The sequence below is a fragment of the Mycobacteroides immunogenum genome (assembly GCF_001605725.1).
Taxonomy (GTDB): domain Bacteria; phylum Actinomycetota; class Actinomycetes; order Mycobacteriales; family Mycobacteriaceae; genus Mycobacterium; species Mycobacterium immunogenum.
Genome location: NZ_CP011530.1, coordinates 4,264,520 through 4,278,521, shown reverse-complemented (window position 1 = coordinate 4,278,521; position 14,002 = coordinate 4,264,520). Strand labels below are relative to the sequence as shown.

Here is a 14,002-nt window from a genome sequence, read left to right as displayed (position 1 = left end):
CCGGCCAGAAACCGGACGTCACACCCGTGACTGGCCGGGCCTGGGGAGAACAGGGAGGTTATCGAATGACAATGGAGCAAGATCTCGGGGCGATCGTTAAGGCCGAGTCAGATATCAATGGTCGGCATGATGAACTTTCGACGCTGACGACGCGGCTTCAGAATGAGTGCGAGAGCGTGCCGCACTCGGTATGGCAGGGTGGCGCGCGGCAGTCCTTCGACCAGGCGGTAGCCCGGCTGCACGACGAGATGCGCAAGACCAACCAGTCGCTTGCGCAGATTGCCGAAGTGATGCAGGGCAACCGGAAGCACGTCGAGGAGGAAATTGCCAACCAGCAGCAGTCCATCGGCGGAATTGCGAACTAAGCGCCAATACATCCACGTAGGTAATGGGAGGAAATAGCTATGAGTGACGTAATTACATATGACCATGCTCAGATCAACGCCTTGGTCGACCAGCTGAAGAACATCGCCAACAACTACTCGCAGACCCTTGCTGATCTTCAGCACGATGTTGCGCCGTTGGCCCACAACCTGGGTGACGACGCCGGGGCGTACCAAGAGGTTCAGAAGGCTTGGCACCAGCAGGCGGACACGGTTCATCAGATCCAGAGTCAGCTGAACTCCGTTGTGGATCAGGCCAACTCGGACATGCACCAGACGGACAAGTCCAACGCGGGCCGCTGGGGCCACTAGTTCGGACTAGCGAAATGCCTCTGTGGGGCCTTGGTGGAGGAGAGCCACCAAGGCCCCACAGTTTTTTTCTGTCCGCATGCTGGACCAGTTCTCCAGCGCCGGTGCTCGACCGCGTTTTGACCTGCGGCGACGTGTCCCGGTAAGCTTCTCCGCTGGTGTGCGGTACGTCATGTACACGAGGCTCGGGTCACCACTGGTCGCCGAGATCAACCTCCGCCGCGCGCTACGACCAGCGCCCCGAACGGCTGACACCGTCTGGGGATCCACCCGAGTAGACAAGGAAAGATTGTGCCTACCTACACCCCGAAGGCGGGTGACATCACCACAAGCTGGTATGTCATCGACGCCACGGATGTGGTGCTCGGCCGTCTTGCCGTCCAAGCAGCCACCCTGCTGCGCGGCAAGCACAAGCCGACCTACGCCCCCCATGCCGATGGTGGCGACTTCGTCGTCATCATCAACGCGGAGAAGATTGCCCTCAGCGGCAACAAGCTCACCGATAAGTTCGCCTACCGTCACTCGGGTTTCCCGGGCGGTCTGCGCAAGCGCAGCGTCGGCGAGCAGCTGGAGAAATTCCCCACTCGCACGGTGGAGAAGGCAATCATCGGCATGCTGCCCAAGAACAAGCTCGGCCGTCAGATCGAGCGCAAGCTGAAGGTGTACGCAGGTCCCGAGCACCCGCACGCCGCGCAGCAGCCGATCCCGTTCGAGATTAAGCAGGTGGCTCAGTGACCGATATCGCCGAAGAGCAGACCCCCGAAGAGAACATCGTGGACAACGGTGGCCAGGAGGTCGTCGAGGTCGTGGTTGAGGAGTCCGCCGACGACACCGTCAAGGCCGCTCCTCGTGGACCTGTCATCATCGACAAGCCCATCCAGACCGTCGGCCGCCGCAAGGAAGCCGTTGTTCGCGTCCGTCTCGTTCCCGGCACCGGCAAGTTCCACCTGGACGGCCGCAGCCTGGAGGAGTACTTCCCGAACAAGGTGCACCAGCAGCTCATCAAGGCCCCGCTGGTCTCGGTGAACCGCGCGGACAGCGTGGACATCTACGCCCACCTGACCGGTGGAGGCCCCTCGGGACAGGCCGGCGCGCTGCGTCTGGCCATCGCCCGTGCCTTGATCATCGTGGAGCCCGAGGACCGTCCGGTGCTGAAGAAGGCCGGCTTCCTGACTCGTGACCCGCGTGCGATCGAGCGCAAGAAGTACGGTCTCAAGAAGGCCCGTAAGGCGCCTCAGTACTCGAAGCGCTGATCGATTCTGTTCGTCCGCGTATTGCGCCGGCACACACCTGTGTGTCGGCGCAATCGCGTTATTGGGCCCAGTTGGGTGTGAGAGGTTAAGTGCATGGGTTTGTTTGGCACTGACGGCGTGCGGGGTGTCGCGAATTCCGATCTGACTGCGGAGCTCGCGATGTCCCTCGGCGCCGCCGCGGCACGATCCCTCGGACGCGCGCACGCCGTTGCCGTGGTGGGCCGCGATCCGCGTGCCAGCGGTGAGATGTTGGAGGCGGCCGTTGTCGCGGGTATCGCGGCAGAAGGTGTCGACGTGCTTCGCGTCGGTGTGCTACCCACCCCAGCGGTGGCGTATCTGACGGGCGCATACGGCGCGGCCTTCGGCGTGATGATCTCGGCCTCGCATAACCCCATGCCTGACAATGGAATCAAGATTTTCGGCGCGGGCGGCCACAAGCTCGACGATGACGCCGAGGCGGCCATCGAGGGGCAGCTGGAAGCCCTTTCCATCCGCCCGACCGGCGGCGGTATCGGTCGGGTGCGCGACGCCGTGGACGCCCTCGATCGATACCTGCATCATGTCGAGAACGCCGGCACCCACCCACTGAGCGGCGTCACCGTTGTGGTCGATTGCGCGCACGGGGCGGCCTCCGATGCCGCGCCGCTGGCCTACCGGGCGGCAGGTGCGCACGTGGTCGATATCAACGCCGACCCCGACGGTCTCAACATCAACGAGGGCTGTGGGTCAACGCATCTCGGTCCGCTACAGGAGGCGGTCCGCACCCACGGCGCGCATCTGGGGCTCGCCCACGACGGCGACGCGGATCGATGCCTCGCGGTGGATGCCGACGGGAACGTCATCGACGGCGACGCCATCATGGTGGTGCTGGCCGCGGCGATGGCCGAAGCCGGTGAGCTGACCGCCAATACGCTGGTCACCACGGTGATGAGTAATCAGGGCCTGCACATCGCCATGCGTGCCGCGGGCATCGACGTCAAGGTCACCGGTGTCGGCGACCGGTATGTGCTGGAGGAGTTGCGCGCGGGGCAATTCGCCTTGGGCGGTGAGCAATCCGGTCACATCGTGCTGCCCTCGCTGGCCACCACCGGCGATGGCATCGTCACCGGCCTGCGGCTCATGTCGCGCATGGCGCAGACGGGTAAGTCGTTGGCCGAGCTCGCATCCGCCATGCGCAGCCTGCCGCAAACGCTCATCAATGTGCCTGTCTCGAACAAGCACACCGTGGCGCAGGCGCCCGAGGTGCTGGCCGCGGTCGCCGCTGTGGAATCCGAGCTTGCCGGTAATGGCCGAATCCTGTTGCGCCCATCCGGAACTGAACAGCTGGTTCGTGTCATGGTGGAGGCCGACGAGCAGTCGACCGCCCAGCGACTCGCGGAGCGGGTGGCCCAGGTGGTCGGCGCGGTCTAAACGCGTGCCAGGGTGCGCGTGTACAGCGCCGCGCCTGCCGCGTCGCATAGCGTGACCGTCAGATCGCCGCTGCCCCCGTCGATGTCGATCTGGCCGAAGTGCTGATAGCCGTCCAGCGGCGATTGCTTGTCCGGCGGCGCCGCATGGACGAAATCGGCTTGCGGACCGAAGGTTTTGTCGAGGGGTGACTCTTTCCCCGCGCCCGCGTTGAGCGGGCCGGAGACGAACTCCCAGAACGGATCGAAGTCGGTGAAGGCGGCACGTGCCGGTGAGTACTCGTGGGCCGCGGTGTAGTGCACGTCGGCGGTCAACCACACTACGTTGCGTACCTTTCGGGCTTTGAGTTGCGAGAGGATGTGCGCCAGTTCGGTTTCCCGCCCGAGAGGTGGTCCATTGTCTGCGTTGGCGACGGCCTCGAAGTCGGTCTTGCCGTCGGGAACCACGAGCGCCAGCGGCAGGTCATTGGCCACGACCTTCCACACGGCGGTGGAGGCGGCCATCGCGTCGATGAGCCATTCGGTCTGGCGGGCGCCCAGGATGGTGCCGTGCTGCTGCCGGTTGGGGGAGTTGGGGTCTTTGTAACTGCGCATGTCGAGGATGAATACGTCCAGCAGGGGTCCGTACGAGACTCTTTGGTATACACGGCCGTCCACGGCCTCAAGGGGTTCCAGGGGCTGCCATTCATGGAATGCCCGGTGGCCACGCTGGGCGAGGACATCAACCCGTTTTTCGGTGTACTTGTCGTTGTCGAGGACCTCGCCCGGGTACCAGTTGTTGAGTACCTCGTGGTCGTCCCACTGCACCAACTGCGGCACGCGCGCGTTGAAGTATCGGTAGTTGGCATCGGTGAGGTTGTATGCGTGCTGGCCCCGGTACTGATCGAGGGTCTGCGCGACAGCGCTTTTCGCTTCGGATACCTCGTTGCGCCAGATCCGTCCGTCGGGCAGGGTCAGGGTCTGCGGAATCGGCACGTCTGCGTACACCGTGTCCCCGCTGTGCAGGAAGAAGTCGGGGTTCCGGTCGGCCATGGTGCGGAAGACCCGCATTCCGCCGAGGTCGGGGTTGATGCCGAACCCCTGCCCGGCCACGTCACCGGACCAGATCAGCCGCACGTTCCGCGCCGCTGCCGGCGCGGTCCGGAAGACGCCGGTCAAGGGCTCGCTCAGGGATCCGTCCGAGTCCAGGGTCACCCGATAGTGCACCTCCGCGTCTGCGGGCAGGCCCGTCAGACGCAGCCGGCCGGTGCCGTCGGTGTCCGGGGTGAGGATGGGGCCCTTGAAGCGCCGAACATCCGAAAAGCTCTCTGTGGCAGCTGTTTCGACGATCATGGTGGCAGGCCGGTCCGAGCGCGCCCAGATCACCGCACCGTCGGTGCGCGGAAATCCGCTAGCAACGCCGTGTGTGAGCTTCGGGCGCGTTGTCACCAACGCCGGTCCGCAGGCGGCCACCGGGGCCGCCGCGAGCCCAAACAGAGCTGTGCGCAGCACCGTGCGGCGCGGGATGGCTGTCATCCCACCACCTTCGGGGCAGCAGGCGAACACACGCCGAACGCTAAGCGAACGGCGCGGGAATCAGAGCAGCTCGCGCAGCGCCTCGACATGCTTGATCCGCCCTGCCGCGTCGGCCGCGAGCGGGGCCACGTTGAGTGTTGTCACCCCGGCCTCCTTGAACGCGGCGACCCGTTCGGCGACAAAGCTCTTCGGCCCGATGAGGGAGATGTTCTTCACTAGCTCGTCGGGCACCGCCTCGGTGGCCTCGGCCTTCTTGCCGGCCAGGTAGAGCTCCTGGATGGTGTCGGCTTCCTTGCCGAACCCGTAGGCGGTCGCAAGGTTGTGATAGAAGTTCTTGCCCTTGGCGCCCATACCGCCGATGTACAGCGCGAGGCTCGGCTTCACGAATCCGTACAGCGCCTCCACGTCGTCACCGATCGCGAGTGCGGGCCCGGCGTACACCTCGAGCTCGCCCAAGGACGGGTCGCGCTTGGCCTTGCCCTCGGCCAGGGCCGTACCCCAGACGTCATTGGCCTTCTCGGGCAGGAAGAAGATGGGCTGCCAGCCCTCGGCGATCTCGGCGGTGAGGGCCACGTTCTTGGGGCCGAGCGCGGCGATGAGTACCGGGATGCGGTCGCGCACCGGGTGGTTGATGAGCTTGAGCGCCTTGCCGAGACCGGTGCCCTGCTCAGGGGGAAGCGGCACCGTGAAGTACTTGCCCTCGAACTCGAGGCGCTCGCGGCGCCACACCTTGCGACAGATCTCAACGGTCTCGCGGGTGCGGCCCAGTGGCGCGTCGTACTTCACGCCGTGGAATCCCTCGATCACCTGGGGGCCTGAGGCGCCGATACCGAGAACGAACCGGCCGCCCGAGACGTAGTCCAGACCGGCCGCCGTCATGGCCAGCAGGGTGGGGGTGCGCGTGTACAGCTGGAAGATGCCCGACGCGAGCTTTACGGTAGAAGTCTTGGCAGCGAGATAGCCGAGCTGGCTCGCCGCGTCGTACGAGTAGGCCTCGGCGACGAAAGCGATGTCGAGACCGACTTTCTCCAGCTCAGCGAGCTCGTCGACCACTTCGGTGAATCCGCCGGCGTAGCTCAGCGTGGTTCCAATGCGCATGCGGCGACCCTACCCGACCAAGTAGTTGAACGGGAAGATGCTGTGATCCACAGATCCGGGAAAAAAGATGGAACCGGAATCGGTACCCACCCGTCGTAGTCAATATGGGAAAAACCAGGATCGATGTCGCTGGTGTCCAGGGGGTCGCCGGAGAGTTCGACAGCATTGCCGGTGAGTTGCAGAAGGCAATAGAGCAGCTGCGAGGATTGTCGTTCGGCGGGGCATCGGCCGGCCGGTGGCACACCGCCAAGGGCGACGCCGTCATGAGCGGACTGCGCGAAGTGGTGACCCACCTCGAGGACTGGTACCGGACCAATGCCGTGATCGCCGAACAACTGCGCGCGACCGCGCAACGGTATGCCGAAACTGAGGCCAAGTCGACAGAGCAGGTGACCCGCGTTTATGGCTAACCAGTGGGATATCGAGGCGCTCCGCGGCGAGGGGCTGCAGGCGTTGGCGAACTCGCAGAACTACGTCACCGCCGCGATCCATGGCAACGGCAAGTCGCCCGTCACCATCACCAATCCGGATCTCACCGCCAACGAGCGTCAGCTGTTCGATTGGTATGACATGGATGCCGGGATGGACTTGAACAGGCTGAGTGCGGACCTTGAGCTGTTCAAGGGTGCGGCGGCCACCATGAAGGCCGCTGCCGAACGCCAGCGCGGACAGCTGCAGCAGCTAGCCGGGTTATGGGACGGCAAGGGCTCCGAAGTGGCGAATGATTTTCTGAAGACTCACAATTCGACTGCCGATGCGGTGGCCGATGAATTCGGGAAAGTCTCGACAGGGCTTGAAGGTCTGCGGAAGACGCTGTGGCACATCACTGATCTGAAGACGCAGGCGACGACCATGGTCGATGGACTGGTGACCGACCGAACGCATTTCGACAGTGCGGTCGCGACCTACAAGACCGGTACGGGTGATAGGTCCAAAGCCGACGAGACCAACGCGACCATGATCGGTCCGCACGTCCAGAAAAATATTGAGGGCCAGCTCTTGCCTGCCTTCAAAAATGCGTGGTCCTCAGGCGGCGCAGCGTACGACGTCCTGATCAACGGGCTGACGAAGAACGTGCCCGCCGCGTTCAAACCGCCACCCGGTGTATTCCCCGATGACGGCACCGATGACTCGACGGACACATCCGACGACAAGGACAAACACAAGAAGCACGTCAAGAAGGGCCAGTCCGCCGACGTCGGTTCCGGTGCGAGTGGCGGGGCCGCCGGCGACACCGCGGCCGGTGGCATGCAGGGCACGGCCACGCCGGCCGCCGCGATGAGCGGTCCGAGTGGCCAGATGTCCAACGCCGGGCAGCAGGGCGCCGGTCAAGGGCAGGGTCAGCAAGGCATGGACCCGAGTCAAATGGTCAGCGGCGTCACCGGCGCCCTGACCGGCGCGCTGAGTTCCATCGGCCAGGCGGCGAGCGGAATAGTCAGCGCGATCACAGAGGGCATCTCCAACATTCCGTTCGACCAGATGGGGCAGGGCGATCACGGCGCCGACAAGCTGGACGGCACGGCGGCGGAGGCCGCCGACAAGAAGGACGATGCCCCTACCGATGGCAAGAAGGACCCGGACGCCAAGATGGCCGCGGCCAAGGACGCTGCCATCCAGGAGGCACGGGCCGACGCCGGGGCCACATTCGCGACGGATGGTAAGGCGGCGCCGGGCATTCAACTCGCCGGCGCCGGCGGACCCGAAGCCGCGCCAAGCGGCGTTCCGGGACAGACCACGCCGGGAACCCCCCTGGGCACCACGCCGCTGGGCGCGATTCCGCCTGCGGCCGGTGGTCCTTCGGCCGCACAACCCGCGGGTGTCACGGCTCCGGTGACTCCGCACCCGGTGCAGGCTCAGCAACCGGTTCCGGCACAGCAGTCCGAACCACAGCCCGCGGCGCAACAGCCCTCACCTTTGCCGTCGGTGGGGCCGACCAACGTTGCAGCCCAGCCCCGCGCCGCGAAGGCTGAGGCAGGGGAGACGCCGTGCGAGATCGCCGCTGACGAATTGCCCAAGGCCGGGCGATGATCGATATCACCGATGCGCTGGCGGGCATCGTCGCGGATTTCGAGAGCACGCTTGATCAGTTGCGAGACGACGCGGACGCGGCGCGCGAGGAGCCGGTGCCCGAGGCGCCGGAAGCGGCGGCGATCGCGAAGTCCGTCAATGAATTCCGCATGCCCTCGCAGACGTACATGAGTGAGTCGGACTTCGACGAGGACGATATCTATCGCTGGCAGCGGTGGCGGCGCTGACTACTTCAGCAGCGATTGCACGCGGTCGAGCTGGCTGATCTCGCGCTCGGTGGCCTCCGGCCGTGAGGTGTTGGGCAGCTCGGCTGCCGCGTCGGCGAAATCACGGTAGCGCTTGTCGCCCACCAACTGGAACAGCAGATAGCCGGTCAACAGGGCCCGGGTGTTGCGTTGTGTGGCCCGGTTCGATCCGCCAAGGCCGATGAACCTGCGAACCCAGCTGTGCTCGGGCAATCCGCCGGATTTCGCCTTGGTGAGGTAGCGCAACTCGGCGCCCGGCCACGCCTGCGCCAGAGCTGTCGCGTTGGAGCGCAGCGACTGCGCGTCTTCGGTGCTCGTCACCACCAGCCCGGGGATGGTCAGTCCGGCCGCGCTGGCCTCAACCGGCGGCTGCGTCGTACTGGGAAACAGCGTCACCACCGTCTTGGCACCGACCGGACGATTCTTCTTGTCCACCAGTGCCGGAGTCCGGGTTGCCGCGAAGACAGCCGCAGAGGCGCCCAGGCCGTGGCCGGCGAGTGCCAGTTTGGTGGGGTGCACGCTGATCTTGCCGTCGCCGAGGCGCACCCGAGTCACGATCTCGAGTGTTGTGGCCAAGTCGGCGGCCAAATTGAGGTGTGACGGGACCAACCCCTTCTCGGTGTCGGGGGCGGCGGCGACGATGCCCCAGGACGCGAGGTGTTCGAGGGTGGCGCGATATTTGTCGGTACCGGTCAGCCAGTCGTGCCCAAACGCCACTGCGGGCAGGTTGAAGCCCGCATCCGGTGTGTAGACGACGCCGGTGACCCCCGCGAAGGCCAGGTCGCCGCGCAGAACCTTGTGCGGACCACGGCGGGTCAGGGCTTTGAAGAGCGTGCTGGTGCTAGCCATGGGATGAGCCGCTCGCTCGAAGACCGACAACCATGGCATGACCGTAGCTGATCGCCGGTATTGCGGACCGCAGTGGGAACTGAACTACCCTGGTGGGCTATGTGCGGAATTGTCGGGTACGTCGGCCACCGGGACGCTCTTGGTGTCGTCCTTGAGGCGCTGCGGCGGCTCGAATACCGCGGCTACGATTCCGCCGGGGTTGCGCTTGCCGACGGCAGCGGCGCGTTGTTGGTGCAGCGCAAGGCGGGCCGGCTGGCGAACCTGGAGGCGGCGATCGCCGAATCGGGTGAATCTTTCGCCGCGACGACCGGAATGGGCCACACCCGTTGGGCCACCCACGGTGCCCCCACGGACCGCAACGCGCATCCGCATCGGGATGCCAGCGGCAAGGTCGCGGTGGTGCACAACGGCATCATCGAGAACTTCGCGGTGCTGCGCGCCGAGCTGGAAGCCGCCGGCGTCGAGTTCGCCAGTGACACCGACTCAGAGGTGGCCGTGCACCTGGTGTCGCGTCAGTACGAGTCCGGGGATACCGCGGGTGACTTCGTCGCGTCGGTGCAGGCCGTGGTGCGACGGCTGGAGGGGCACTTCACCCTCGTCTTCTCTCACGCCGACGATCCGGGCACCATTGTGGCCGCGCGCCGGTCCACCCCGCTGGTTGTCGGTATCGGTGACGGTGAGATGTTCCTCGGCTCCGATGTGGCCGCGTTCATCGAATACACCAGGGATGCCGTCGAATTGGGGCAGGACCAGGTTGTCGTGATTACCGCGGACGGGTACCGCATCACCGACTTCGACGGTAACGACGATTCCGGCAACGCCCGGGTGTTCAAGATCGATTGGGATCTGTCGGCCGCTGAAAAGGGCGGATACGAGTACTTCATGCTCAAGGAGATCGCCGAGCAGCCGGCCGCGGTGTCCGACACGCTGCTGGGGCACTTCGACCTCGGCCGGATAGTGCTCGATGAGCAGCGGCTCTCCGATCAGGAGCTGCGCGATATCGACAAGGTGTTCGTGGTGGCCTGTGGCACCGCGTTCCACTCCGGATTGCTGGCCAAGTACGCCATCGAGCACTGGACGCGGCTGCCCGTGGAGATCGAGCTGGCCAGCGAATTCCGGTACCGTGATCCGGTTTTGGATCGCAGCACACTGGTGGTCGCCATCTCGCAGTCCGGCGAGACCGCCGACACCCTGGAAGCGGTGCGGCACGCCAAGGAACAGAAGGCCAAGGTGCTGGCCGTCTGCAACACCAATGGTTCGCAGATTCCCCGTGAGTGCGACGCCGTGCTGTACACCCGCGCCGGGCCGGAGATAGGTGTCGCCGCCACCAAGACCTTCCTGGCCCAGGTGACCGCCAATTACCTTGTCGGACTTGCCTTGGCGCAGGCCCGAGGTACTAAGTACCCCGATGAAGTGGCCCGTGAGTACCACGAGCTGGAGGCCATGCCGGAGCTGATCGAACGGGTCATCTCCGCGATGGATCCGGTCGCCGATCTTGCCCGGCAGTACGCACAGTCCTCCAGCATCTTGTTCCTGGGGCGTCATGTCGGTTACCCCGTGGCACTCGAAGGCGCCCTCAAGCTCAAGGAATTGGCGTACATGCACGCCGAGGGCTTTGCGGCAGGCGAGCTCAAGCACGGCCCCATCGCGTTGATCGAAGAGGGATTGCCAGTCATCGTGGTGATGCCGTCGCCCAAGGGCATGGGACTGCTGCACTCCAAGCTGCTCAGCAACATCCGGGAGATCCAGGCCCGGGGTGCGCGAACCATCGTCATCGCCGAAGAGGGTGATGAGACGATCCGGCCCTACGCGGACCATCTCATCGAGATTCCCGCGGTGTCGACGTTGTACCAGCCGTTGCTGTCCACGATTCCGATGCAGGTTTTCGCCGCGGCGGTGGCACAGGCCCGTGGATATGACGTGGATAAGCCGCGCAACCTAGCCAAATCGGTCACCGTCGAATAGCTCCCAGAGCGAGACGACACGTCGTGCACAAAGGTCCCCGGAGCGGCGTGCGGTGCGTGTGTTCGGCGAAGATAGCGTGATGCGGCACTACTACAGCGCCCAAGAGATCAGAGACGCCGAGGCGCCGCTGCTGGCCGCGCTGCCAGACGGCGCGTTGATGCGGCGCGCCGCCTACGGACTGGCCACCGTGGTCGCGGAGGAGCTGTCGCGGCGCGCGGGTGTGGTGGCCGGGCGCAGTGTCTGCGCCCTGGTGGGTTCTGGCGACAACGGGGGAGACGCCCTGTGGGCGTTGACGTTCCTGCGGCGGCGTGGCGTTGCGGTCAGCGCCATACTGCTCAACCCCGAACGAGTGCATCACGCGGGTCTGACGGCCTTGCGCAAGGTTGGCGGCCGGGTGGTATCCGCCGTGCCCGCCGACACCGACCTCGTCCTCGACGGTGTGGTGGGTATTTCCGGTACTGGCCCATTGCGACCGGGAGCCGCCGAGATCGCCGAGCAGATCAGCGCCGAAGGCATACCGGTGATCGCGGTGGACATCCCCAGCGGCGTCGATGTACACACCGGAGCGGTGGACGGCCCGGCGTTTCGGGCCGCGGTCACCGTGACGTTCGGCGGGTACAAACCCGTTCACGCTCTGGGCGATTGCGGTGAGGTCCGACTCATCGACATCGGACTGGACCTGCCCGCCTCGACATTGCGGGAACTGGACGCCCATGACGTGGCCGTCGCGTGGCCCATCCCAGGACCGTCCGACGACAAGTACACCCAGGGCGTCACGGGAGTGCTGGCCGGATCGAGCACGTATCCCGGGGCAGCGGTGTTGTGCACCGGCGCGGCGGTGGCCGCGACATCCGGGATGGTTCGCTACGCGGGAACGGCTGCCGCCGAAGTGGTTTCGCACTGGCCGGAAGCGATCGCCACCCAGACGGAGGAGGCCTCGGGCCGGGTGCAGGCCTGGGTGATCGGTCCCGGATACGGCACCGCCGAACGCCAGACGCGAACCCTGCGCCGTGTCCTTTCCGGCGGTCTGCCCGTTCTTGTCGACGCCGATGCGCTGACGATCCTGGCCGAGCACCCCGACCTGACCGAGCTGGTGGCATCGCGTACTGCCGCCACCGTCCTTACCCCGCATGCCGGTGAGTTCGCCCGGCTGGCGGGTGCACCGCCCGGGCCCGACCGGGTCGGTGCCGCGCGGTCGCTGGCGGCCCGGCTCAACGCCACGGTTCTACTCAAGGGCAATGTCACCGTCATCGCCCAGCCCGACGGGACCGCGTATCTGAACCGCGCACATGGATCGTGGGCGGCGACCGCGGGCTCGGGTGACGTACTGGCCGGCGTGATCGGCGCACTGCTGGCGGCCGGCATTCCGGCGGATCGAGCCGCCGCGATGGGCGCGTACGTGCACGCCCGCGCCGCTGCCGCTGCCGCCGCTGACCCGGGGCCGGGTAAAGCTCCCATTTCGGCTTCCCGTCTTCTTGGACATCTCCGGTGGGCGATCGCCGAAATAGGGTGAGAATCGGGTTATGTCGAATTCTCGCGATCAGTTCCGTCTCTCGGCGCACGCCGGAAAGATCAACGCCTCCTCGTTCAGCCCCGCCTATACCGGCCGGCTGTCCACGGCGCCCATCCCGGCGCTGCGGCTGCCCGACGAGCCGATGGATCCGCAGGCTGCCTACCGGTTCATCCACGACGAGCTGATGCTCGACGGCAGCTCCCGCTTGAACTTGGCGACCTTCGTCACGACGTGGATGGACCCCGAGGCCGAAAAGCTGATGGCTGAGACGTTCGACAAGAACATGATCGACAAGGACGAGTACCCGGCGACCGCCGCGATCGAGTCGCGGTGTGTGGCCATGGTGGCCGATTTGTTCCATGCCGACGACTTGTCGCCCGAGGACCCGTCCTCGGCGGTGGGCGTGTCAACCATCGGATCCAGCGAAGCGGTCATGCTGGCCGGTCTGGCCCTCAAGTGGCGCTGGCGCGCCAAGGTGGGTGACGACTGGAAGGGGCGCACCCCCAACCTGGTGATGGGTTCCAACGTGCAAGTGGTGTGGGAGAAGTTCTGCCGGTATTTCGATGTGGAACCGCGGTATCTGCCGATGGCCAAGGACCGATACGTCATCACTCCCGAGCAGGTGCTCGACGCGGTCGATGAGGACACCATCGGCGTCGTCGGAATCCTGGGCACCACGTTCACCGGTGAGCTGGAGCCGATCGCCGAGATTTGCGCGGCGCTGGACAAACTCGCCGCCACTCCCGGCAAACCCGATGTGCCGGTGCATGTCGACGCCGCCAGCGGCGGTTTCGTGGTGCCCTTCCTGCATCCCGAACTGCACTGGGACTTCCGGCTACCGCGGGTGGTGTCGATCAACGTCAGCGGACACAAATACGGGCTCACCTATCCCGGGATCGGTTTCGTGGTGTGGCGCGGCAAGGAACACCTCCCGGAGGACCTGGTGTTCCGGGTCAACTACCTGGGTGGCGACATGCCGACCTTCACCCTGAACTTCTCGCGGCCGGGTAATCAGGTGGTGGGGCAGTACTACAACTTCCTGCGGCTGGGCCGAGCCGGGTATGCCCAGGTGATGCGCTGCCTGTCGGAGACGGCTCGCTGGTTCGGTGACGAGCTGAACAAGAGTGAGCATTTCGAGGTGATCACCGATGGCTCGGCCATCCCGGTGGTGTCGTTCCGGCTGAAGGGCAATCGCCCGTATACCGAGTTCGACATCTCGCATTCGTTGCGGGCTTTCGGCTGGCAGGTACCGGCGTACACCATGCCCGATGACGTCACCGATATCGCCGTGCTGCGCGTGGTGGTGCGCGAGGGCTTCTCGGGTGACCTGGCCAGGGCGCTGCGCGACGACCTCATCACTGTGCTCAAGGGACTGGACGAGCTGAAGCCGAACGGGCACTTCGACGAGGTGCAGCCGTTCGCCCATTAGCGTGCGGAT

14 protein-coding genes are annotated in these 14,002 nt (G+C 65.5%); 11 read left to right on the top strand and 3 right to left on the bottom strand.

What is annotated here, in order from left to right; translation table 11 throughout:
• Positions 1-65 precede the first annotated feature (65 nt).
• The 5 genes from ABG82_RS21225 (at position 66) to glmM (ending at position 3,355) form a co-directional block, all read left to right on the top strand.
• Positions 66-365: a WXG100 family type VII secretion target gene (locus tag ABG82_RS21225; RefSeq protein ID WP_078343715.1), complete on the top strand. Its 300-nt coding sequence runs from the start codon at positions 66-68 to the stop codon at positions 363-365.
• Between the two features lie 39 nt (positions 366-404).
• Entirely contained in the window at positions 405-695 is a 291-nt protein-coding gene (locus ABG82_RS21220; RefSeq protein WP_043076516.1) for a WXG100 family type VII secretion target, read from the top strand.
• A 288-nt stretch (positions 696-983) separates the two neighbouring features.
• A complete protein-coding gene (rplM, locus tag ABG82_RS21215; protein ID WP_043076517.1) occupies positions 984-1,427 on the top strand; it encodes a 50S ribosomal protein L13 in 444 nt (147 codons plus the stop codon).
• Complete coding sequence (rpsI, locus tag ABG82_RS21210; protein ID WP_052510930.1) at positions 1,424-1,945, top strand: 30S ribosomal protein S9; 522 nt, start codon at positions 1,424-1,426, stop codon at positions 1,943-1,945. Before rplM ends, rpsI begins: the two co-directional genes overlap by 4 nt.
• A gap of 93 nt (positions 1,946-2,038) precedes the next feature.
• A complete protein-coding gene (gene glmM, locus ABG82_RS21205; RefSeq protein WP_043076518.1) occupies positions 2,039-3,355 on the top strand; it encodes a phosphoglucosamine mutase in 1,317 nt (438 codons plus the stop codon).
• On the opposite strand, the gene ABG82_RS21200 is transcribed toward glmM, so the two are convergent.
• Positions 3,352-4,866, bottom strand: coding sequence for an alkaline phosphatase D family protein (locus ABG82_RS21200; protein ID WP_043076519.1), 1,515 nt, complete (start codon positions 4,864-4,866; stop codon positions 3,352-3,354). The two genes, glmM and ABG82_RS21200, sit on opposite strands and share 4 nt — an antisense overlap.
• A 60-nt stretch (positions 4,867-4,926) precedes the next feature.
• Positions 4,927-5,964 (bottom strand): LLM class F420-dependent oxidoreductase, encoded by a 1,038-nt coding sequence (locus tag ABG82_RS21195; RefSeq protein ID WP_043076520.1) that lies wholly within the window; start codon positions 5,962-5,964, stop codon positions 4,927-4,929.
• 104 nt (positions 5,965-6,068) lie between these two features.
• Here ABG82_RS21195 and ABG82_RS21190 point away from each other — a divergent pair, with 104 nt between their 5' ends.
• From ABG82_RS21190 to ABG82_RS21180, 3 genes are read left to right on the top strand one after another with little or no spacing between them, the layout of a single operon-like run.
• Positions 6,069-6,374: a WXG100 family type VII secretion target gene (locus ABG82_RS21190; RefSeq protein WP_043076521.1), complete on the top strand. Its 306-nt coding sequence runs from the start codon at positions 6,069-6,071 to the stop codon at positions 6,372-6,374.
• Positions 6,367-7,992: a hypothetical protein gene (locus tag ABG82_RS21185; protein WP_043076522.1), complete on the top strand. Its 1,626-nt coding sequence runs from the start codon at positions 6,367-6,369 to the stop codon at positions 7,990-7,992. The genes ABG82_RS21190 and ABG82_RS21185 overlap by 8 nt, the downstream gene beginning before the upstream one ends.
• Complete coding sequence (locus ABG82_RS21180; RefSeq protein ID WP_043076523.1) at positions 7,989-8,219, top strand: hypothetical protein; 231 nt, start codon at positions 7,989-7,991, stop codon at positions 8,217-8,219. The genes ABG82_RS21185 and ABG82_RS21180 overlap by 4 nt, the downstream gene beginning before the upstream one ends.
• On the opposite strand, the gene ABG82_RS21175 is transcribed toward ABG82_RS21180, so the two are convergent.
• Positions 8,220-9,086, bottom strand: a complete 867-nt coding sequence (locus ABG82_RS21175) for a dienelactone hydrolase family protein (RefSeq protein ID WP_043076524.1) — start codon at positions 9,084-9,086, stop codon at positions 8,220-8,222.
• Positions 9,087-9,185: 99 nt separating this feature from the next.
• Here ABG82_RS21175 and glmS point away from each other — a divergent pair, with 99 nt between their 5' ends.
• From glmS to ABG82_RS21160, 3 genes are all read left to right on the top strand, one after another.
• The gene (gene glmS / locus ABG82_RS21170) at positions 9,186-11,051 is read left to right on the top strand and encodes a glutamine--fructose-6-phosphate transaminase (isomerizing) (protein ID WP_043076525.1); all 1,866 of its coding nucleotides are present in this window, start codon (positions 9,186-9,188) and stop codon (positions 11,049-11,051) included.
• A gap of 79 nt (positions 11,052-11,130) precedes the next feature.
• On the top strand, positions 11,131-12,564 hold the full coding sequence (locus tag ABG82_RS21165; protein WP_043076645.1) for a bifunctional ADP-dependent NAD(P)H-hydrate dehydratase/NAD(P)H-hydrate epimerase: 1,434 nt from the start codon (positions 11,131-11,133) through the stop codon (positions 12,562-12,564).
• A 10-nt stretch (positions 12,565-12,574) separates the two neighbouring features.
• On the top strand, positions 12,575-13,993 hold the full coding sequence (locus ABG82_RS21160) for a glutamate decarboxylase (protein ID WP_043076526.1): 1,419 nt from the start codon (positions 12,575-12,577) through the stop codon (positions 13,991-13,993).
• Positions 13,994-14,002: the final 9 nt, after the last annotated feature.

Bases quoted from the DNA above. Each gene is read 5' to 3' on its own strand.
- ABG82_RS21165 (WP_043076645.1), top strand. From the start codon at position 11,131: ATGCGGCACTACTACAGCGCCCAAGAGATCAGAGACGCCGAGGCGCCG.
- glmS (WP_043076525.1), top strand. From the start codon at position 9,186: ATGTGCGGAATTGTCGGGTACGTCGGCCACCGGGACGCTCTTGGTGTC.
- ABG82_RS21200 (WP_043076519.1), bottom strand. From the start codon at position 4,866: ATGACAGCCATCCCGCGCCGCACGGTGCTGCGCACAGCTCTGTTTGGG.
- ABG82_RS21190 (WP_043076521.1), top strand. From the start codon at position 6,069: ATGGGAAAAACCAGGATCGATGTCGCTGGTGTCCAGGGGGTCGCCGGA.
- ABG82_RS21220 (WP_043076516.1), top strand. From the start codon at position 405: ATGAGTGACGTAATTACATATGACCATGCTCAGATCAACGCCTTGGTC.
- ABG82_RS21225 (WP_078343715.1), top strand. From the start codon at position 66: ATGACAATGGAGCAAGATCTCGGGGCGATCGTTAAGGCCGAGTCAGAT.
- glmM (WP_043076518.1), top strand. From the start codon at position 2,039: ATGGGTTTGTTTGGCACTGACGGCGTGCGGGGTGTCGCGAATTCCGAT.
- ABG82_RS21185 (WP_043076522.1), top strand. From the start codon at position 6,367: ATGGCTAACCAGTGGGATATCGAGGCGCTCCGCGGCGAGGGGCTGCAG.
- ABG82_RS21180 (WP_043076523.1), top strand. From the start codon at position 7,989: ATGATCGATATCACCGATGCGCTGGCGGGCATCGTCGCGGATTTCGAG.
- ABG82_RS21160 (WP_043076526.1), top strand. From the start codon at position 12,575: ATGTCGAATTCTCGCGATCAGTTCCGTCTCTCGGCGCACGCCGGAAAG.
- ABG82_RS21195 (WP_043076520.1), bottom strand. From the start codon at position 5,964: ATGCGCATTGGAACCACGCTGAGCTACGCCGGCGGATTCACCGAAGTG.
- ABG82_RS21175 (WP_043076524.1), bottom strand. From the start codon at position 9,086: ATGGCTAGCACCAGCACGCTCTTCAAAGCCCTGACCCGCCGTGGTCCG.